Genomic DNA, 21,018 nt, shown 5'->3' on the forward strand with positions numbered 1-21,018 from the left:
TTGGGATGTCGATTCAGTCGCACGCCACTAGCGGCGGAAGTAGGTTTCAAGGATCACGACGGTGCTTTCATTGCCGCCGAAGCCCCGGGCTGTAATCTTGAACAGCTCGCCATCGTCCACCGGCGTGCCGGATTCAAGGGAGCCCCCCGGTATCTGGCTCGGCGGCAGTCGCTCGATGAAATATTCGGGGGGGCGGGGCGTCACCTCGGATGATTCCGGAAACTCCAGGGTGACAGCCGTGGCCCCGTTGCCCTCCGCAGGCGGGTTCCGAAGCCAGTCCGGCCGGGACGGGTGGTTGTACGCATAACGGCCGTTGGAGTTGTTGAAGGTTGGCACCACCGCGCCCTGCAGTTCATCCTCGCCGACGCGCAGTGCAGCCTCGGCCGCCTGGAAAGCCCGGTTCTGGTCCTGCATGCCGCCGGCCATGCGCTCTTCCAGGATGGTGCCGCGCATCGCCGTGACACCGATCAGGGTCATGATCAGCAGCAGAATGAGACTGACGATCAGGGCCGCGCCGCTCTGGCGGCGTGCGCTCAACGGGTTCAGATGCGGGTTCATCGTGTCCTGTTCCTTACAGTCACCGTGGTGTCGAACACCTGACGCAGTCGCCGGTCATTGGGTGTTACTTCCGCGCCGTTGAATCGAAAGGTTTGCGACTCAGGCACGACGCGGTCGCGCTCGCTGCGCATGACCATGGCGACGCGGACTGTGACAACGTCTTCCCAGTCGGCGCCATTGAGCTGATCTGCCGTCCGGAAGGCATTGATGCGGCCATTGCCGTTGGTGTCCACGCCGTACTGGGCCCGCATGGTCTCGATGCCCTCCACCAGATCCTCCACCACGACCTGCGGGCTGGAGCCGCTGCCCACCAGGCGCTCCCGCGCGAGGGCCAGAATCGGCTCGCCGTCGCGGTCAACCCGACCGGTATCGCGAATGAAAAGCCGGATAGACTCAAAGCGCATGACCTCGGCGTCTTCGCCGTAGGCTTTGGATAGGGAGTTGGCGTTGGACTTCCCAGGAAGCGGAGTATTCATGCTGCTGGAATGAGCGATGGTAAGCCTGGTGCTGCCCTGCGTTTCGTTCGACACGTTGGTCGCCCGGAAAAGGTCGGCATTGGAGCAGTCGGCAATAAAGAGATAATCGCCAGCTTTGAAGTCCGCCCGGTTGTCCGTTACCTGGATATTGGCGTTGTCACCGCTCATGTTGCCGGTCAGGCGGATACCCGTGGCTCCGGCGCGGCGTATGTAGATGACCTCGGTGCCCTCGACGGCATCACCGCCCGTGGAAATCTCGCCGAAAATGGGGCGGTCGATACCGTCGAAGAAGTCCTCCGGCGGCGGATCGGCCTTCACAGCGGTGGACACGAATCGGGAGCAGCCCTGGAATCCTGCCATCCGAATTTCGCTCTGGAGGAAGTACTGGGCGAAGCGACCGTTCTCCTGTATCCGGGACAGGCTTTGCTGCACGTCGTAGGTCTGCCGCGTGCTGCTGAAGATGGTCACCACCCCGAGCAGCAGGATGGAGCTGATCAGCAATGCGACCATGATTTCAACAATCGACAGCCCCGCTTGATGCGCGGGCCGGAAGACATGGCGGTTGCGCTTTTGTCTGATCATAGTTGGGTCACCACTGCAACCTCGCGGAGGGCATCATCAGGGTCTCTGGAGGCCCGCTCGTCGTACCAGCGCACGATGATGGTCGCCCGGCGGTCGTTGTCCACGGCGATGCTGCCCCCGGTCTGGCCTTCAAGCATGGGCAGCTTGTCATTAATGCGCTCGTACCATTCAGAGATGTGGTCGCCAGCGACGCCGCCGTTGCCGACACCGTCTGCATCAAAGCCGAGGGCGATGTCGTAGTCGCCGCTGCGGGCGGCGTCGCGATTGGCCCGCAGTTGATCGACGATGTCGTATGCAAGCAGGTTGGCCTGGGAGAGAAAGAGGGCGCTCTGGTTGGCTCGCAGGCTCTGCGCCTGCAATCCCGCCAGGCCAAGCAATCCCACGGAGAGAATGACCACGGCGACAAGCACTTCCAGAAGAGTGAAGCCTCGCTGGCCATGTCGTCTCGCACGCGTTGCTCCAGTGAGCATCAGCAGTCTCCAGTTGTTGCTTCAACGCGGCCGCCGGCCCGAACAACGACTTCGCGAGCATCGCCCGCGCCGCAACTCGTAAAGGTCACACGAAAGACCTGATTGCCAGCAATACCGGGATCACGCAGCCCATTGCCCATGAACCGGACGTAACCCGTGCCCGCAGTCTGCGCCACGGCGATTGGCGCTGAAGCGCCCCCACCGGCCTGGATGACCTCGGTTGCCGCAACGGCGCCGCTGTTGTTGCTGTCCAGCGCCACGATCCAGCCGTCGTTCCAGGTGCCGCCACAGGCAACGCCGTCACTGCTCGGGCAGGCCGATACTGGAACGCCACGCCGGATGGCTTCGGTGCGGGCAAGTTGCATCGCACTGACCAGGCCGTTGGCCTGGGTCGTGACCTGATTGGCCCGAACCACGCTGGTGAGGTTCGGGATACCGATAACGGCCACGATCCCGATCAGAACGACCACGATCATCAACTCGACAAGGGTAAAACCGCGCTGTTTTTTCATAGCCATACTTGATAGCGGGAGTGGGCCGTCAAGTCAGCGCCTTGACGACGACTTGTGTACTGTGGCCGACGAAAGGTGCAACAGCTCCCGAAATCGAGGGCGATATCGCACGAATTTCGATTCATGGTGAAATTGTCGTCGCCAGACGCTTTCGCTATACTCCGCGCGTCTGTCAAAGCCGGCGTAGCTCAGTTGGTAGAGCAACTGATTCGTAATCAGTAGGTCGGGGGTTCGACTCCTCTCGCCGGCACCATATTTTTCAAACAGTTAAAATGTGCTTCGCAACGGTAGCGCCCCAGAGACGCAATTTCTAGTGCACGTTGTAGTGCACATTGTCTGCCACTACCTGCAGTCGCCCTGGTAGTTATTCTCCGCCAGTCGATTGCCCACGCGAAGCGCTACGACGGCAGCCGCAAAGCGAAGCTACCCTGAGGCAACGCTCCCAGCTACGATGCTTTTGGCAAAGGTTTCGTCGAGCGCTTCAATGGCAGCTACCGCTGCGGTGTGCTCGACATGTATGTATTCCGCAACCTCACCGAGGTCCGCGAACATACGCAGCGGTGGCTGCGTGACTACAACGAAGAGATCCCCCATGACTCGCTTGGGGATTTGACGCCTGCCGAATACCGGCAGTTAAACCAACCGGAAACCTCTAGTTTCGGATGGGCCTAAACACGGGAAGTCGACACTCGCCCCCCTCTCTAAGTTCTGTAACCATCAAACTCAACTAGCAATACCGTCAGAGCTCATAAAATAGCGGGCAACTAAAAGGAAAATAAAAAAGTAGTGGACCAGTGCTTTCGTGCGGAAAGGCAAAGGCTTGTCAGTTGGGGTACGTGACGGCAGTCGAACATCTAGCCGCACCGTCACAGAGGGGGATCGCCATGAAGCCGCTCTATTGTTTTTGGAAACATGAACATTTTCAGCGATGAGCAGTGGCTCGCGATATTAAAGCAGGTCATCGGACAGAAGGTCGAGCCAAGGCTTGGCCAGGTTATGGAAATATATTGCTTCGACTTTACAATGAAGATTAGGCCCAGCTCTATGGTTTGATGGGCTGGGAGATGTCTTCGGAGGGCAAGATTGCGAGGAATAAAGTTCGCGTGTTAGCGGACGTGATAGGCCAGGAAGTTGATATCGTGCCACTGCGTAAGGAAGGGACGTTTATGGAGGTTCAACACGGAACTCCTCGATAGGGAGAGAGTAAAAAAATTACCTCCGATACGAGTTTCGTCAAGTTTCGAAAGAAAGGATCGACCGGAAAAGGGAAGCAACGGCAAATACTGAAAGGTTCGGGACAGTAGGTGATCGCCTGACCTGGCTGGCAATTTGGAGGAATCGGTTCTTGTGTCACTTGGAGGTGGTATGGATGGAAGTGGCATTCAAGAGTTTGTCAAGAGAGATGACCCTGGGAATACGTTTCCCATTCGGAAGTGTTTGCAGGGTTACAATTTGACGGTCGTCCCGCGGTCCGATGCTGACATGTATAGGATATGAAGACCCGTAGAAATAAAGGCGGTCAAAGGGGGTGTTGATGGCGATCCACTGGGCGACCTCTAGCATGTCCTCGTAAGGGATAAGGAAGTCGACGGCAGCGCCTGCGCGAGGGCAGATGAGATTTCCTCGCGAGTTGAGTTCGTATGAGGAGTGTTGGTCGCGTTTGGGGTCAATTCGATTGGAAATCGCCCTTGCCAAATGGTGAGAACAGAAGCCGAACGTGAGATCGAGTCCACCGAAGTAATCCATTACAGGATCGATTATCTGGGTGGCTAAACGGTGCAGCGCATTGTACGAGTCAGGTTGTTTGGGGGCGTTCGGTATAGCGATTCGTTGTTGTGTCTCTCCACATTCGATGAATGAACGAAACGTGTGGTAGCGGCCACATTCTTCGTCTAGATGGGGTATGTCGGTCGACGGAACGAGGTGGAAGCCTGACACCTCTACGCGATGACGCCGAATATAACTCTCGAAGAGATGATTGGGCGGGCCGTAGCCCCCAAAGTCCAAATCTCCTAGTTGGAGAAGCTTTTCATCAAAGTCTATTTGCTCGTCGTGGTAGCGGAAATCCGGTGGAATGTACCGCGACTTGAGGTAGAGATAGGGCGGCACGTGATCTTCGCCGTACCGAAAGACGTCGATTGTTTGGTGCCTGAAGTTGAGCTTGATTCGTTCGAGCATTCGCGGGAGTGGTGAGCCGTCGAAGTCGTCGAAATGCATCATAGTGAGCTTCGCCGACTGGGTGTGGACCTTAATGAGGTCGGCGGAGGCCGGGTCACCATATAGGTACGTAGCGCACCCGACGTAAGTGCGAAGCTCTGCCGGCAGCTGATTCAGTACCGATGGGTGAAAGGTAAACGCACGTCCGTCGTCATGGATATATCCTAGCCCGTCGGTATGCGCCCGTTCACACTGGGAGCGGATGATCTCGGGTTGCCCGATGGAGAAAAGCAGGGCCTGGGCACTTTTCAAAGCGTTATCCTTTGATCCAAACGATGTCTTAGTGCCGTAGAGCCACCTGGAGGCTGCTTCGCGCGCTGCCGTACGCCCGGTGAAGAGCTCCATTGCGAGAGCGATCCGGAGGTCGTCGGTCCGCGCGTGTGTAGCTGCGAGGACCGGTTCCATTCCGTGGTAGCGTTCCAGAAAGTTGAGCGCTCTGCGCGTAGAGCCGAACAGAGACTCGACACTCTCATTATCTTGGACTTCAGCGGGACGTGGACGTCGACCGAGGGCCAGGTACTGTTGCCATAGTGCATCCAGAGTGTCTCGGTGGGCCTCGTAGAAGGCGCGTGTCCGTTCTTCCCGCGATACTCTGGGGATTGGATGAAGGGCACGTCTTGTTATTAGCGTCCGCCGTTTGGTTAAGCGACGTTCCAAAAAGGCATGTAGTCCAGAGTGTTCTTTGAAAACGAAAAAGATCCCTGGGCCAACCGCGACCGGGTCTATGTGGAGGGTTGTCGAAAGGAGCTGCCTTAGCTCTTCTTGGGAATAGTATCGTTGAAAGGTCCCGCGGCGAGAGATTACACCGTCAGAGTACGGTCGGCGATTCACTTCGAGTTGAGAGATGAGCATTGCCGAAACAACCAAGAGCTCGTCTGCTAGCTCGAAGGCATCACGTAGCACGTCTTCGCGCTCTTGGGGGTTCTCGATGACGTTGATGACGAAGCCCAGATTTACGATCGGTGCTGACGTCTTTGGAGAGTTCGGACGGTAATGGGGATCCCAGCCTCCCGCCGGAATGTCGTTGGTCTGGAGTATTCGTAGGTCATCTCCTCGGCCGCAGCCATAATCGAAAACTGCGCGGCTACCGTCTAGGAAGTCGTGCCGGGCAAGGGCTTGCATTGGAGCCGAGAAATCACCTCGATTTATAGCTGTACGATGTCGCAGTACTCCGTACTCACCGTTCACCTTTTGAGCTCGCTGAGTGTCAATGCACTCGAGCTTGTGTTCGGTTACCCGATAACCGGCTTCGTCCAACCGGTGCTCCCATTGCAGGCGATAGCCAACCTGGTGTGCGTTCTTTAGGAGACCTGCGCGTTCCAGTTCCTTAGTCAGAGGTGAGAAAGTTTCGCGATCAGGGTGACCCGGAGGCAGTAGCAGTTCCTTGCGATGAAGAATCGGGCGGTTTTCGTGGTCCTCGTAGGAGCGATGTGATGTGGTGCCAGCGTTAAGGTTAACCCGATGACTGCGGATTAGCTCGGGGAATGGCGATTCGAAAAAGCACTGGTAAGTCAGCAGTGACAGGTGCTGGCCATCCGGTTCGAGCTTGACCACGTTCCAGTCAATACCGGCCGAGATGCGAACCGCCTCTGCTATGCGGTCTCGATAATCATCGTTGAGAAGGATGACAGCATCGCGATGAAGATATAGACGCCCACCCACTTGCTTGCCGCAGCTGAGTTCTTGCCGCAGTGCATCCAGGTCGATGGCTCCGTAGCCTTTGGCGGTGGTCGGTCGGATGTTTCCACTACTCTACAAGAAAGTTCGAAGGTGCCGAGTGAGCTCACCCCAGTCGACTTCCGGGGTCATATGACACCAGGATATACGAATCGCGCCTTCGACTTGATCTTCGTCGAGACCCATCGCTTGAAGCACGTGGCTGGGTTCATATTTGGTAGACGTGCACGCGGAACCGTTTGAAACCTCGACGAGCCCTTTCCAGGCAAGCATCGCAGCTTCTGAATCGACACCCGGCACCGAGATGTTCAGGACGTGCGATTGCGTGGTGTCGGGATGACCATTGTGTTGAATACCCAAAAGGCCGAGCGCGTCTAGCGCCCGCTCACGGATCTCCTTGCAACGCTGGCGTCGATTCTCCAAGTCTCGCACTGCAATATCGGCAGCCTTACCAAGGCCGACGATTAGGTGGACGGGTAGTGTTCCAGGCCGAAGTCCCAGCTCTTGTCCGCCGCCGTAGGTCAATGGTCGTAGCGGTGGGCGTTTCCCATCGCGCTTTCGAGCTATGAGGGCCCCAATACCTTTGGGAGCGTAAAGTTTATGGCCACTGACACTAATAAGGTCGATGCGCTTCGAGCGAAGGGCGGAGAGCTCTTTACCGAAGGTTTGCGCAGCGTCCACGTGGAAGATTGGCCACCCCGTGGGAGATAGGCCAGCGGCGATTTCCTCGATCGGCTGCAGAACGCCAGTTTCATTGTTCGCATGCATAACCGAGACCAACACAGTTTCGTCCCGAATAGCGTTGAGGACCTCCTGAGATGACACTTGTCCGTCAGTCCCAGGCGTGATGATTGTCACCTCGTATCCCCTTGCCTCCAATACATCGACTGGCTCTAGGACCGCCTTATGTTCGATCGCTGTGGTGACGATGTGCGGTTTCCCCACGCCGCAACCATTGGCATCTAAGCCCAGGATCGCTAGGTTGTCACTCTCCGTCGCGCCGCTGGTGAAGATTACTTCGTCAGGTGAGGCTTCAACCACCGCAGCGACACTCCGTCGGGCGTTTTCGACCGCCTTCTTGGCTCTTGCGCCCGTTTCGTGGGTCCTGCTTCCGGCGTTGCCGTACTCTTCGCTCAGGTACAGCATGACGGCGTCGCGGACCTCGGGCTCCAGTGGCGTGGTTGCATTGCAATCCAAGTAGACTGTCATGCTGACCTCATTCCGTGGGGTGGTGACACTCGTTTGTACGTGTGCCAATATACAAACATTCCGAACTTGCACACAAACCGGCAGCGCTTCTGGGGCGCAAGATCTGCCGTTTGAATGGCGTACCGAGGTTGGGCTACATGGATGCGTCTTTCGAATACGTCTTCCCGTCTATTCGTGGCGTGCAGGCGGGGCGCGAGTACTACGTGTCCATGTGCCCGCTGCGGCTCATCCCCAAGGTTTTTCTCTTTGACGAAGAGGAGTTACTCCCCGAGGTGCGGGCCCAGCGGATAATGAACCACGCTCGAATCCCTGAGATTACCCGTTACCTGCTGGAGAACCGAGACGACTACGTGTTCTCCGCTTTGACCGCGTCGATCGATGGCTCTGTGCGTTTCCGCGCCCTCGGAGAAGAGGGTGAAGCGAATCGTGTTGGGGCTCTGCATGTGGACATGGAGTCGCGGTTCATCATCAACGATGGTCAGCACCGCCGCAAAGCTATCGAGGAGGCACTGCGCCAAGACCCGAGTTTGGGCGGTGAGACTATAGCTGTTGTCTTCTTCCTTGATCGGAACCTGGAACGTTGCCAGCAGATGTTCGCGGACCTAAACCGTTATGCTGTGAGGCCGAGCCGGTCCCTCGGACTCCTGTACGATCACCGCAACAACATGGCGCAGGTCGCGAAGCTAGTCGCCATGAAGTCAGAGACGTTCAAAGACGTTGTTGAGCTCGAGAAGACGACGTTGTCGCCCCGGTCACGCAAGCTCTTCACTCTGAGTGCGATATACTCAGCTTCCTGTGCCCTTTTGGGTACTGAAAACGCGGATTCCATTGAAGAAGCTGGCGCGACCTGCTGCGAGTATTGGGCTGAGATCGGCAACCACCTACCTGAGTGGCAATTCGTAAGGCAATCGAAGATGACGGCGGGTGAGGTGCGGCGAGACTTCGTTCACTCCCACTCCATCGTGTTGCAAGCCCTAGGTGTCGTTGGGCGTCGCCTCCTTGAAGTAGAGAAAGACAAGGCCTGGAAGAAGCGCCTCCAGTCCTTGGGGGAACTTGATTGGTCTCGCACCAATAGCCGGCTTTGGGAGGGTCGTGCGATGACAGGAGGCCGTATGCAAAAAGCTTCCCACAACATCACGTTGACGGCGAATCTCCTGAAGCAGACTGTGGGACTCGAGCTCACTCTGGAAGAACAGCGAGCAGAAGACGCGTTTATGCGAGGTGAACATGCCAGTTGAGGCCAAGGTCGAGCGGAAGACGGCTTTCGCTACGGGTTTTCGGGACACGATTGACACTCTCATGGCGACAATCCAGGCCCTGTACCTGAGTGATGAGATCCCCTGGGTTATCGGGTACAGCGGAGGGAAAGACTCTACCGCGACGCTGCAGTTGGTATGGCATGCGGTGGCCGCTCTGCCGAAAGAGCAACGTCAGAAACCGGTGCATGTCATTAGTACTGACACACTGGTAGAGAACCCGATCGTTGCGATGTGGGTTGAGCACACTCTGCACAAGATCCGTGATGCTTCCGATGAGCAGGAAATGCCTATTCAGGCGCACAGACTCACGCCCGATCCTACGGATAGCTTCTGGGTGAACCTGATCGGCAAGGGCTATCCGGCCCCGCGCCCGAAATTTCGTTGGTGCACCAGTCGGCTGAAGATCAATCCGTCAAATCGGTTCATCAACGATTTGGTTCGACAGAACGGTGAAGCGATCTTGGTGCTCGGCACCCGCAAAGCGGAAAGCGTATGCCGGTCCGCCAACATGGCGCGGTATGAACGAACGAGTACCCGTGAGTTACTGAGCACCCACGGCGACCTCGATAGGAGCTGGGTCTTCACGCCTATTGGCGATTGGTCGAACGATGACGTGTGGCAGTACCTCATGCAGGTAAAAAACCCATGGGGCTATCGAAACAAGGATCTGCTGGGCATGTACCAGGGTGCCACGGAAGACGGCGAATGCCCGCTCGTCGTGGATACAAGCACCCCTAGTTGTGGCGACAGCCGTTTCGGTTGCTACGTCTGCACCATGGTTGAGCAGGACAAGTCCATGGAGGCAATGATCCGAAACGACCACGAAAAGGAGTGGATGACCCCGCTCATGGAATTCCGGAATCATTACCTCGACATCAAAGTTGACCGTCAGCACCGAGACTTTCGCAAGATGAACGGCTCACTGATGGTCCACAATGGTCGTCTTGTCCATGGTCCGTACAAACAGTACTACAGGGAGACGCTTCTTCGCGAACTTCTCGAAGCCCAGCAGCGGGTTCGTGATGCCGCATACCGAGGAGAGGCGCCCGAGATCGTAAAAGACTTCAATTCGATCACGTTGGAAGAGCTCGACGAGATTAGGCGTGTCTGGGTTGTCGAAAAGCACGAGGTCGAGGATCGCCTGCCGGGCATTTACCGTGATGTGACAGGTGAAGAGTATCCAGGCCGAGCCTTTAACCAATCGTCAACGTTCGGCTCCGAGGAGATGCGCCTTCTCACTGAAGTCTGCAGAGAACAAGGGGATGAGGAAGGGCTTCACTTCGAGCTGGTCCGTGAGCTTCTGCACATCGAGGATCGACATCGAACGATGGCTCGACGAGCCGGACTCTATAAAGCGCTTGATAAGGCCCTTGAGCGCAGCGCTTTCGAAAGCGAAGCGGAAGCAGAGCAGTTCGCCCTCAGGCGGCAAGAGGCGGTGAACGCCGCAAGGGATATGATCAAGGAGATCCACCCTAACTGCTTTGACACCCTTATAGAGGAAGGCTAACAAGGATGTTGAAATGATTTTCGACGAACTTGTCTTACACAACTTTGGTATCTATCGGGGAAGGCACGTTGTTGATCTCCGTCCTGAATCCGGGAAGCCGATCATCCTTATTGGGGCTCTAAACGGCGGGGGAAAGACGACCCTGTTGGATGCGCTCCAGCTCGTCCTTTATGGGAAACTGGCGCAGTGTTCAAATCGCGGGAGTCTAGCTTATGACACCTTCCTCCAGCGCTGTATTAATCGTCATGTTGAAGCAGAAGAGGGTAGTGCTCTCGAGCTAAAGTTCCGCGTACTCTCCGACATGGGCGAAGAAACAATTCGCTTGCACCGTTCATGGCGACTGAGTGGCAAGAGAATCAAAGAGACTGTCGAAGTCGTTAGAGACGGAAAGATCGATCCTGTCTGCACAGAGCATTGGTATGAGCACGTAGACGAGTTTATACCATCCCGTATGTCTAGCCTTTTCTTCTTCGATGGGGAGAAAATTGAGTACTTCGCGGAACCTGAGAACGCATCCACGCTCTTGCGTAGTGGTCTGTGGTCCCTCCTCGGGCTCGATCTGGTCGAACAACTCGGGAAAGACCTAGATACAGTCATCCAACGTCGACTCGCCAACGAGGGTATTCGCGAAGCCTCAGATAAGATGGAGTTGCTACAAAAGGAACAAGACTCGCTGGAGACTGAACACGAGGCCCTAATCGGCCAGAAGGCCACATTGCGTTCTGAACTCGATCAGATCGAAAAGAGGTTGGGACGGCTCCGTGCTGAGTACCGTGAACGCGGTGGGGAGCTCTACGAGCGGCGGCAGACCATCGAGCAGTCCCTCCAGGCAGCCAGAGGTGCTTTGGCGTATAGCCAGAGCACTCTACAGGAGTTGGCAGCGGCCGATACTCCCCTCCTGTTGGCGCAGGACCTCATTCAGACCAGTAAGGAGCAGGCTCAGAGGGAACTAGACGCCAAGAGACAAGAAGGGTTTCTCGACCAGCTGAAGCGTCGCGACGTAGAACTTGCCGCAAGGCTGAAACAGCTCTCGGCACCCGACGAATATATATACGAAATCAGTCAGTTTTTCTCGGCTGACTACCAGAAACGCACGGAAGCGCTAAGCTCACCACAGTACTTGGATGTAGATCCGTCGGATTTTCAGCCCGTTAGCGTTGAGCAGCTCGGCACCGTTGCAGCCCAGTTAGCCAGCGCTCTCGATCATCACCGGTCGGTACAAGCACAGGTATTCAACGAAGAGCGTCGCCTGCAAGGGATGCCTGAACCGGAGGAACTTAGTGACATCACTGGCCGGCTGCAGGAAGCCCAAGTTGAGGCGAGCGCATACGGGATGAGGATTGAAGAGCAGCAGCTTAAGATCGACCGACTCCAACAGAAAATCGAGGACGCCAAAAATCGTCGACTGCGATTAGCAAGCGATCGAAAGCTTGAGGATTTTGCAGAAGAAATCGGTGCGAGGATTGTGACTCATGCGGATAAGATCAAGAATACACTAAGGCAGTATCGCCAAGCCCTAGTACGCCAGAACCTGCACCGTTTAGAGGAGCTTATTCTTGAGAGTTTACAACTGCTTCTGCATAAGCAGCGACTGTTGGAGGATGTGCGCATCGACCCGGCCACATATGAGCTGACGTTGATCGATGCGGCCGGTAATCAGCTCTCAGCCGAGCGCCTTTCTGCGGGTGAGCGGCAGCTCTTGGCGGTATCAATTGTGTGGGGGCTGACGAAGGCGTCCGGTAAACCGATACCCGCAGTCATTGATACACCTCTTGGGCGCCTGGATGGGAATCATCGTCAAAGGCTCGTTGATACGTACTTCCCTCATGCTAGTCACCAGGTAATACTTCTTTCGACAGATGAAGAAATCGATCACCGCTATTTCAAGAGGCTAGAACCAGTGGCGGCCAAGTTGTACGGACTGACCTATGACGAGGAAAAACAGTCCTCCGAGGTGGTGGAGGGGTACCCTTGGGCTCGGGAGGTGGTATGAGTATTGATAATATCCGGCTTTCGGAAAAAGCCAAAACACAGTTAATCACACTGAAGCGTCGAACCGGTATTCAGCATTGGAACGTACTTTGCCGGTGGGCTTTTTGTAGGTCGTTAGCTGAACCAAGCATACCGCCATACGAAATGATTCCTGCTGACAGTAACGTAGAAATGACGTGGAAGACGTTCGCCGGCAGTAGACGTTCTGTTTATTGGGCATTGCTAAAAGAACGAGCAAGGCACGATGGTTACGATTTGACGGACGCTCAGTTATTGACTGTATTCCGTTTGCATGTCCATCGGGGGATTTCGTATCTACTTTCTAAGCAGAGCCTCGCGGATGTCTTGGAAAGTGCTTTAGAATCGAATTACAAAAGATAAGGAAGCGATACCGGGCCTGCAGTACCATGTACCTTTGTGTTTAGTACCTACCAACTCCCGAGAGTGGACAGTATAACTCCTCCCGAGCGGCGCGACCCAAGTGATCCACCCGAATAAAGTCCGTCGTAGCGGGAGTGTTAGCACACCCCCACCTCCAGCGCCGGGCGTCTTCGAACTCCAGCGCCTTCAGTCTCGTCGCCTCAGAGACCATGCCGACGTACTTCGCCCAACCGCCAGTTGTAGAACGTGGCGCTACTGAACCCGTACTTCCGGCATAGTGTCAACGGCAACAGAAACTGACCCACTTGGGCGGTGATTCGAAAATCGAAAACCGACCCATCCAGTGCTTTTCTATAGGGTCACTGCTGGTTTGGCGATGCCGGCCTACGCTTCACGCAGGACGCGATGATCTGTTCCTCGGAAAATCGCCTCTTCTTCCATGCCCGTCTCCTGACACGGTATGACAGACTGGGTGTCGCTGTTGGAAGGTATTGCCCGCGTATCTGCTATCGTATGGTAGGGATTCGGTTCGCGTCTTGACATAGCCCGATTCCACACACAATCGGAACTTTGAGGCGTACCTAGGTTGAGATGTCGCATACGCAAGATAAGGAAATAGGACCGTCAGAGGGCGGCTGCGTAATGACCATGTGCCATTCATAAATGGATAGGCGAGCCAGGGTGCGCGGGCTGGGAGGATGACACAATGCACAAAACTTGCGGCACAAGCGGCGGGATCGAAAAACTTGAAGCGTCTTTTCTATTCGTGCGAAGAAATCTACGTCCTAAATCGGAATTCGTTCGAATTGCCCGCGCAATAAAAGGTTCGGCTCAAGCTGCCTTCCTGAAAAAATTTTAAGTAAAGTGCGTAAATTCCGAGGAGCGTGTGGAGAATAGAAGCCCATTTGATGACAGAATAATTTCCATCCTGGAAAGGCGTGATGTCTCCAGGCGGTTGTCCAATGCAATTAAGCGTGCAGATTTATACGGAGAATTGCCGATAAGAACATTAAGCGAATACATGCAGGACTCGGACCGAGCCTATTGCGAAATGCGAAAAATTCCAAATCTTGGAGAAAAGAGCGTACTGGAATTGCACGAAATACTAATAAAGGAGTATGCCTTAGTCGGAGACGAAGTAACTACCAAAAATAAACATCAGGTGAATCCTCTTAATCGTGAAGAAGAAGAGGAAGCAGCCATAAAAAATGGATGCGAAGCCATATTAAAAGGCCTTCTTTTCCCTCGAGCTCTCTACGATGAAGGCGTGTCAACCAGATTAGAAAACGTATTAGCCAGTATCGATGTTGCCAACATTGAATTTTCATCTTTTCTTGGAGAGTATCAAAAAATAAAGGAAAAATGCCTCAACGCTAGAAATTGTGGCAGAAAAACCTTAGTCGAACTCGAGAAAAAAACACTTCACGTTATTGAGAGCCGATTGTTGGAAGTGGGTTTGCCGGAAAGGTTCTCTCAAAGTATTTTTATTTTTCTCAAAATGAAGCATTTCCCAGAAAATGAAAAAAAAGAATTTCTTGCCGTCTCAAGAAAAATTCTCAAAGAAACGCATTCTTTATCAAGCAATACTTTATCAAAAGAGTGTTGTGGCCTTGCGGCTCACATGCGCCAGCTTTTAGAGAAACTAAATCAAAGAGAGATTGACGTTCTGCGTCAACGCTATGGCTTTGACGGGGTCGAACCATCGACCTTAGAAGAGGTGGCATTTAGGCATGATGTAACCAGAGAGAGAGTTCGACAATTACAGAAAAAGGCGATTGAAAAAATCGGATCTCGAAAAAATTTGCGCAAATTGCGGGCGTTGATCGAAGACGAAGATGTTATTGGGAAAATTTTTAGTAATCGTAAGCTTGTTCCTTGGAGCAGAGTAAAAGATCTTCTTCCAGAGCTATCAACTGAGGAGAAGCTGGCGATTGATGTAGTGTACGGAAGCCTGAGGGAGTTTTTGGAGGAAGAAGCACTTAGTAATGAAATGGGCTGGTCTATTGATGAAGGGGAAGTGGACTACGGAGCTGAAATAGAAGAACTAAATCAATCACTCAGATCGAGAATACTAAATTTGCTTAACAGGATGGCATTGCCGATACATTTGAGCTATCTCGATCAGCGGATCCCGGACTATAGTAAACAGGCAATCCGTGAGGAGATGGAAGATAAATTCGCCGCCACCTTTAATCAGGGGGTTCTCGCTAAGGCGCCAAAGCTTCCTGCCATGACACGATTCACACTTGTTCTTCGGCAAGCTGGAAGGGGTTTGCATTGCGAGGAAATAAGAGCAAAAAACTATGAGTTATTTGGCCGTGATGATTCAATACACGCGATCGGTGGTGCGCTTGGTCGATCAAGAGACGCATTGATTGTAGGGCGGGGAACATACGATTTGTACGAAAATATTGCACTGGATGAGGATCGTATGAAGGAGATTCGAGAACGCGCCTACGCATTTCTTCGGGAGAAAGAGCAGTATATAAGCACTAAGGTCATATTTGCGGAAATATTTCAAGGTGAAAGCTCACGGTTTGGTCGCGACTTCAGTCATTTTATGCTTTTGGGGCTTTTGCAGGACGATGACAGATTCGACGTCCGTCGCGGTATGATGATTGGGTTAAAGAAATTTACCCCAGAACAAGGATTCATAAGGCTTCAGGACGAAATAGTCAAAATCGTTGAGGAGGCGCATGGCCCAGTTACTGTTCGGGACATTATGGAAGAATTAGAAGGTCGGCGCGAGATTTTTCATAGCACGGTCAGCGGTTTTCTCGACTCCCTCGCGTGTATCGTTCGCGTAAGCCGAGGTCGGTACGATCTAACGTCAATTGTCATTGGTGACCATGAACAGCAAAGAGCAGTGGTTACGGCGTCGCAAATCGCCTTGGCGGGAGGGGGTAAGACGACGTTCGCGCTATCGGAGGCCCTAGAGAGTGTGGGCTATTTCTTGACGCCGACAGTGCTTAAGAGTTTTTTAAGCAAGCAAGGTGGGTTCGAACTGCATCCTGGAGACATGGTCAAAATTCGACGGTTGCCAGATGAAGTGCGGGCATACGACGCGGCGATCAGGGAGTGCATTGCTGCGGAGCCGGGAGTGCTTGACAGCCGAGAACGCCTTCGGCAAAGGGTTACTGAGAGAGGAGCGAAAGACCTGACACGGTATGATCCTAGGCCCCGGTTTGGGGTGGGCGAGTATGGGCCGGACTCGGACGGTGAGGCGGTGCTGAATAAGATTTTAAGCAATTTCGGACTCTAGAATGAATCTATCAAGTCTAACTTTGCCGTTCTACGTATCGACTACAGAGCAAGATCCCATTTCCACGTTTTTCGTTCCGGTTTTCGGCCAGGCTGCGTCTTATGACGTAGCCGTGGGATATTTTAGCTCCCAATGGCTAAGGGATGCGGCCTACGGAATTGCGAAGTTCGCGCTGAATGGCGGGCATGCGCGTTGGATAATTGCTCCAACCCTTTCAGATGAAGATCGACGAGTGCTCAGTGAAAACTGGCAGGATGCTGAAAGTGTTCTGAATGATCGCGTTTCAGTGTCTTTCCAGACCTTGTACGAAGAATTGACACAGCACACAAGAGAGGCGCTTGGTTGGCTTATTAAGGATGGCATCATAAGTTTTCGTGTCGGTTTCCCGTATAACAACCTTCACGGGATAATGCATGCGAAACAAGGCGTCTTTAGGGATACGCTAGGGAATGAGGTGGCCTTTCTGGGATCCTATAATCTGACAGGCGGTGCCGGTACAAACTGGGAGGCTTTTAGTGTTTTTTGTTCGTGGTCGTCAGAAGAGAGCCATGCGCGAATCGAGGAAATAGGTAAGAGTTTTGACAGGATGTGGGAAGGGCGGGATGAAAACCTCTTGGTCAAGGAGCCGCACGCGGTCGATCTTGAGCCATTTGTGCGAAGTGCGTCGGCAGTCGAAAGGCATTATGAGCTTATCTCAACCATACCTAACGGTCCCTATATCCCTGATAAGTTTCTGGACAACGGGAAGCTTCGCCCTTACCAGGAAGATGGCATTAATAAGTGGTTCAGTAACAATGGCCGCGGCATTTTGCACATGGCCACCGGAACTGGAAAAACGGTGACCGCGCTGACGGCACTCACGAGGCTGTGCCACCATTGCCAGAAACGGGGTGCTGGGCTCTTTATTATCATAACCGTCCCGTATCAGCATCTCGCGGAGCAGTGGGCTTCGGAGGCCGCCGCATTTGGGTTCGAGCCTATCCTGTGTTACGGCGGGGTAGTGAGGTGGATCGCGGAGGCGCAGCGCCAGGTGAATGAGATCCAACTGGGACTCCGGCCGCAGTGTATGTTTATTACGGTGAATGCAACAATGCGAGACCGGCCTTTCCAGAATCTTGTGAGCAATATGCGCGCAAACATAGTCTTCGTTGGGGACGAGATGCATAATCTCGGCGCTAGAACTTCATTGCAAGCTCTTCCGGAAAAAGCGGGATTTCGGATGGGGTTGTCGGCTACGCCGGAAAGAGCAGGAGATCTTGAGGGCACTGAGGCGCTGCAAGAATACTTTGGCGATGAGGTCTTGTCGTTCGGATTAGATAAGGCCATTGAGGGCGGATATCTTTGTGAATATTACTATTATCCTATTCTCGTTTATTTGACCGAGGAAGAGAATAAGGAATATGAAGTCCTCTCCAGAGCTATATCTCAAGCTTATCATCGAAATTCTTCTGATAGCATCGGGAGTAACGATTACCTGAAGAGGCTACTTATTAAGCGATCGAGGCTAGTTGGAAAGGCCGAGAATAAACTTCCGACTCTGCTCGACTTGCTTGGCGAAAAAACGAGCTGGTCGCATACATTGGTGTACTGCGGAGATAGCTCGGACAACGGAGAGCGTTACATAGACCGTGCGTTGAGAGCGATAGGCAAACAGTTGGGCGTGAAAGCCAATAAGTTCACGGCCGGCGAAGGACGAGAGGAGCGTCGACGATTGCTGGCTGATTTCTCAGAAGGACGGTTGGAAGTGCTTTTGGCGATCAGATGTCTTGACGAAGGTGTAGATATTCCGTCTACGCAGACGGCATTTATCCTCGCATCGTCCGCGAATCCGAAAGAGTTCGTGCAGCGTCGGGGACGCGTACTTAGGCGGGCACCTGGCAAGGATAAAGCAACCTTGTATGATTTCATAACCGTGCCGAATGTTGGGGGGTTTTCCGAGCAAGGAGATTTATCTGCTGAGCGAGGGCTTTTGAAAAGGGAATTAATGAGATTCAATGAATTTGCGGAGCTTGCCATTAATTATGGGGAGGCGCTTGATAAAATGAGGGATATGAAAGTAAGATTGAATCTTCTCGACTTATAGAGTTTTTGGGAAGTGCTTCGCAATCAGCAATGGGCAAGCGAGGTAGGTGATTATGAAGAAATATATGACGCCACGCGAGATCTTGGAGAGCGCATCACCGAACGCAAGAAAAACGGTAAATGAGATCCTTGAAATTGAGCAAGAGTATCAGAATTATAAAAACCTTCAATCCGTTACTGGTGTTGAGAAAGAAATAGCGAAGAGAATAAAGCAGCTGATAGAGCGCGGGGTTAAGTAATGAGAATAAAAGCGCTTACTATAAAGAATTTTAGACAGTTCTATGGAGAGAACGAAATAACGTTCAGCTGCGATGCGGGCTCGATGATAACAGTTGTTCATGGTGAGAACGGCGCAGGAAAAACGTCTCTTCTAAATGCATTTAAATGGGTTCTCTATGGTGCAACGGATTTTGATACTGGGGAGCAGTCAATTCTTAATGAGTTAGTGCTCACGGAAGTAGATCATGGCGGTACTGTCGAGCTTTCCATTATGTTGGAATTCGAACACGATGACGTAGATTATACAGCACTTAGAAAGCAGGAGTACCGACGGCTTCCAGGTGCGTTGGAGGCAGAGCCAATTGGAAAGGCGGTGCTTGACGTCAGTTGGGTGGACAATAACGGACGATTTGAACGTTCTTCGAATCCTACGAATCACATTAATCAAATCATCCCAGAGAAAATGCATACGTATTTCTTTTTTAACGGGGAAAGGATCGAAAAATTAGCCAACGTTTCGGCGGCGGGGGAAATTCGAAGCGCGATTCGTACGCTTATGGGCTTGGAGATCGTCGAGCGCGCAAGTGATCATCTCGGGCGGCTCGTTATCAAAGACGTACGTAAGGAAGCCAGTGAGTCAGCATCGGAAGATTATAGCAAACTGTTGGTAAAGCAAGGGGAGCTTAGCGATCGGCGGGATGAGATTGATAGGGAAAAGAAGGACGCGGAAGTGAATAAGGAGGGTTTCCAGAAGGAACTGGATGCCATCAACGACTCGTATGAGCGGATAGTGGAGGTTCGGGAGAAGACAGCAAGACGAAAAGAGCTGGAGCGGGTGGTGGAGAGGTTCGAGCACGATTTGGAGATCCTTCGAATCGAGAGGAATGAGCGCGTGGCGCGGCTAGGAGCGTTGGCGTTCCTATCGGATGCTATAGAGCGGACTGCGAGTCGGTTGGAGGAATGCCGTAAGAAGGGTGAGCTTCCGTACAAAATACGGCGCACGTTTGTCGACGACTTGCTCAAGCAGGAGTCGTGTATTTGCGGGACGCTCCTTATTGAAGGGTCTACGGAGAGGGCGAATGTCCAGGCGTACCGCGATAAGGCAACCGAAGAGGATGTGGAGGCGGCATTTACAGAGACCGTGGGTAACCTAGGGGTGTTGCCGCGGGAAAGGGAGGGCTTCTTCGAGCAGCTAAAGGTATGGTCAGCGAAAGAGACGGGCCTTGAGGAGAGCGCGAAGGATGCTAAGGGGGAGCTGGATGAGATTGGCAGTACTCTGGTCACTTCAGAGATCGAGGATGTGAAAAAATTGGAGGCGCGTAGACAAGAACTAAGTGACAGGCAGGCGAAAGAAAATACTAGGAGAGATAAAGCGCTTGCAGACATCGGGGCGATCGATGACGACCTGAAAGCTTTAAAACAGGAAATAGACAAAGTAAAATCGAAATCGGAGAAAGAGGATTTAGCGAGGCGGCGTTTGGATTACGCAGTGGAGTGCAAGAATCTTTTGGATCAGCTTCACGAGGCGCTGTCGGAAGAAACACGGAAGCATCTTTCACAAAAAGTCAATGCGACGTTTAGGGAAATATTAAGGAAAGATTTCTGGGCGGAGATAGATGAGGAGTATACCTTAAGAATATTTAAAAACGTTCCCGGGGTCGGGAAGCAGTTCGTGTCAGAGAAGTCAACCGGAGAAAATCAAGTCACGAGTTTGAGTTTTATCGCCAGCCTTGTGAGCTTGGCAAAGGAGCGGAACAAGAATAAAGGTGCGTTTTTCAAGGGGGGTGTTTTTCCGATTATAATGGATTCACCGTTCGGTGCTCTTGATAAGGAGTATCGGGAAAAGATTTCTGAGAATATACCGAAGCTGGCAGATCAAGTTGTAATATTTGCATCAAATTCGCAATGGAGCGAAGAAGTGGATAAGCGATGCCGACCTTACATAGGGAAAGAATATAGTCTGATTTATCATGCGCCTAAAATTAGAGACTCCGATTACGATTCAGCGTATGTAAAACGGACCGAAGGGCCAGAATTCACAACGATTGAGGAGGGATATTATGGTTAACCGGGTCCGACGGCCGGAAGAATTCGATGATTTGCTGGTCGAGCTGAAAAATAAAGGTCTCTTTCCGACATTTAAAGATGCGCTTGTGTTTGCGGCCGCGCTTGGTTATCGCCGTGGCAATAGAAAATCATTTCAAAAGAGTAGCGAGCCGATCGACATGGATGTTTTCCGGGGGGATTACGATAAGACAATTATGAATATAATTGCTATCGAAGCATCTGGGGATCCGAATATGATTGCGCCGTCGAAAGAAGATGAGAGGATAGAGATTTTCGAGGAGTACGCAAACGGCGGATTGGATATTCTTAGACGGGAGATTCAAGAGGGACGGCAAGAGTGGCGGGCAGGATTGCTTAATCTTGTGCAGAGAGAGGAAGAGCGGCACACACTACTGGATGATATTACGGGCCTTGCGAGGTTGCATGACTAGGACTGGGAAGCTTATGGAGTGGCCAAGCTATGGCGAACACCTCCGAGCCTCGAGATGAGGCCTGTTCAAACCCCTCAGGACTGACGCCACCGAGGTGACGGCTGGCGACATCCAATG

14 protein-coding genes, 1 tRNA gene and 1 pseudogene are annotated in these 21,018 nt (G+C 53.0%); 10 read left to right on the forward strand and 6 right to left on the reverse strand.

Annotated elements, in window-relative coordinates:
- Positions 1-27 precede the first annotated feature (27 nt).
- From J2T57_RS18740 to J2T57_RS18755, 4 genes are read right to left on the reverse strand one after another with little or no spacing between them, the layout of a single operon-like run.
- Positions 28-558 (reverse strand): pilus assembly PilX family protein, encoded by a 531-nt coding sequence (locus tag J2T57_RS18740; protein ID WP_253483325.1) that lies wholly within the window; start codon positions 556-558, stop codon positions 28-30.
- Positions 555-1,616 (reverse strand): PilW family protein, encoded by a 1,062-nt coding sequence (locus tag J2T57_RS18745; protein WP_253483328.1) that lies wholly within the window; start codon positions 1,614-1,616, stop codon positions 555-557. Before J2T57_RS18745 ends, J2T57_RS18740 begins: the two co-directional genes overlap by 4 nt.
- Positions 1,613-2,086: a type IV pilus modification protein PilV gene (gene pilV, locus J2T57_RS18750; RefSeq protein ID WP_253483331.1), complete on the reverse strand. Its 474-nt coding sequence runs from the start codon at positions 2,084-2,086 to the stop codon at positions 1,613-1,615. The genes J2T57_RS18745 and pilV overlap by 4 nt, the downstream gene beginning before the upstream one ends.
- Positions 2,086-2,604 (reverse strand): GspH/FimT family pseudopilin, encoded by a 519-nt coding sequence (locus J2T57_RS18755; protein ID WP_301289552.1) that lies wholly within the window; start codon positions 2,602-2,604, stop codon positions 2,086-2,088. Before J2T57_RS18755 ends, pilV begins: the two co-directional genes overlap by 1 nt.
- A 171-nt stretch (positions 2,605-2,775) precedes the next feature.
- Here J2T57_RS18755 and J2T57_RS18765 point away from each other — a divergent pair.
- Positions 2,776-2,851 (forward strand) — tRNA-Thr (locus J2T57_RS18765).
- 215 nt (positions 2,852-3,066) lie between these two features.
- Positions 3,067-3,270, forward strand: a pseudogene (locus J2T57_RS18770) (integrase core domain-containing protein); the annotation flags it as partial.
- A gap of 678 nt (positions 3,271-3,948) precedes the next feature.
- Here J2T57_RS18770 and J2T57_RS18775 read toward each other — a convergent pair.
- Positions 3,949-6,477 carry a DNA phosphorothioation-associated putative methyltransferase gene (locus tag J2T57_RS18775; protein ID WP_366519130.1) on the reverse strand — a complete coding sequence of 843 codons (2,529 nt, stop codon included), beginning with the start codon at positions 6,475-6,477 and terminating at the stop codon, positions 3,949-3,951.
- A gap of 90 nt (positions 6,478-6,567) precedes the next feature.
- Entirely contained in the window at positions 6,568-7,701 is a 1,134-nt protein-coding gene (gene dndA, locus J2T57_RS18780; RefSeq protein WP_253483334.1) for a cysteine desulfurase DndA, read from the reverse strand.
- A 137-nt stretch (positions 7,702-7,838) separates the two neighbouring features.
- On the opposite strand from dndA, the gene dndB reads away from it, so the two are divergent.
- The 8 genes from dndB to J2T57_RS18815 all read left to right on the forward strand — a co-directional run bounded on the left by dndB (position 7,839) and on the right by J2T57_RS18815 (position 20,901).
- Entirely contained in the window at positions 7,839-8,939 is a 1,101-nt protein-coding gene (dndB, locus tag J2T57_RS18785) for a DNA sulfur modification protein DndB (protein ID WP_253483338.1), read from the forward strand.
- Positions 8,929-10,467, forward strand: a complete 1,539-nt coding sequence (gene dndC, locus J2T57_RS18790; protein WP_301289553.1) for a DNA phosphorothioation system sulfurtransferase DndC — start codon at positions 8,929-8,931, stop codon at positions 10,465-10,467. Before dndB ends, dndC begins: the two co-directional genes overlap by 11 nt.
- A gap of 13 nt (positions 10,468-10,480) precedes the next feature.
- The gene (gene dndD / locus J2T57_RS18795) at positions 10,481-12,460 is read left to right on the forward strand and encodes a DNA sulfur modification protein DndD (protein WP_253483357.1); all 1,980 of its coding nucleotides are present in this window, start codon (positions 10,481-10,483) and stop codon (positions 12,458-12,460) included.
- Entirely contained in the window at positions 12,457-12,840 is a 384-nt protein-coding gene (gene dndE, locus J2T57_RS22495) for a DNA sulfur modification protein DndE (protein ID WP_366519131.1), read from the forward strand. Before dndD ends, dndE begins: the two co-directional genes overlap by 4 nt.
- Before the next feature lie 886 nt (positions 12,841-13,726).
- Entirely contained in the window at positions 13,727-16,102 is a 2,376-nt protein-coding gene (locus J2T57_RS18800; RefSeq protein WP_253483360.1) for a sigma factor-like helix-turn-helix DNA-binding protein, read from the forward strand.
- A 1-nt stretch (position 16,103) separates the two neighbouring features.
- Entirely contained in the window at positions 16,104-18,185 is a 2,082-nt protein-coding gene (locus tag J2T57_RS18805) for a DEAD/DEAH box helicase family protein (protein WP_253483363.1), read from the forward strand.
- A 237-nt stretch (positions 18,186-18,422) separates the two neighbouring features.
- Positions 18,423-20,471: an AAA family ATPase gene (locus J2T57_RS18810; RefSeq protein WP_253483367.1), complete on the forward strand. Its 2,049-nt coding sequence runs from the start codon at positions 18,423-18,425 to the stop codon at positions 20,469-20,471.
- Entirely contained in the window at positions 20,464-20,901 is a 438-nt protein-coding gene (locus J2T57_RS18815; protein ID WP_253483370.1) for a DNA phosphorothioation-associated protein 4, read from the forward strand. The genes J2T57_RS18810 and J2T57_RS18815 overlap by 8 nt, the downstream gene beginning before the upstream one ends.
- Positions 20,902-21,018 lie beyond the last annotated feature (117 nt).

This window comes from Natronocella acetinitrilica (assembly GCF_024170285.1).
Classification (GTDB): domain Bacteria; phylum Pseudomonadota; class Gammaproteobacteria; order Nitrococcales; family Aquisalimonadaceae; genus Natronocella; species Natronocella acetinitrilica.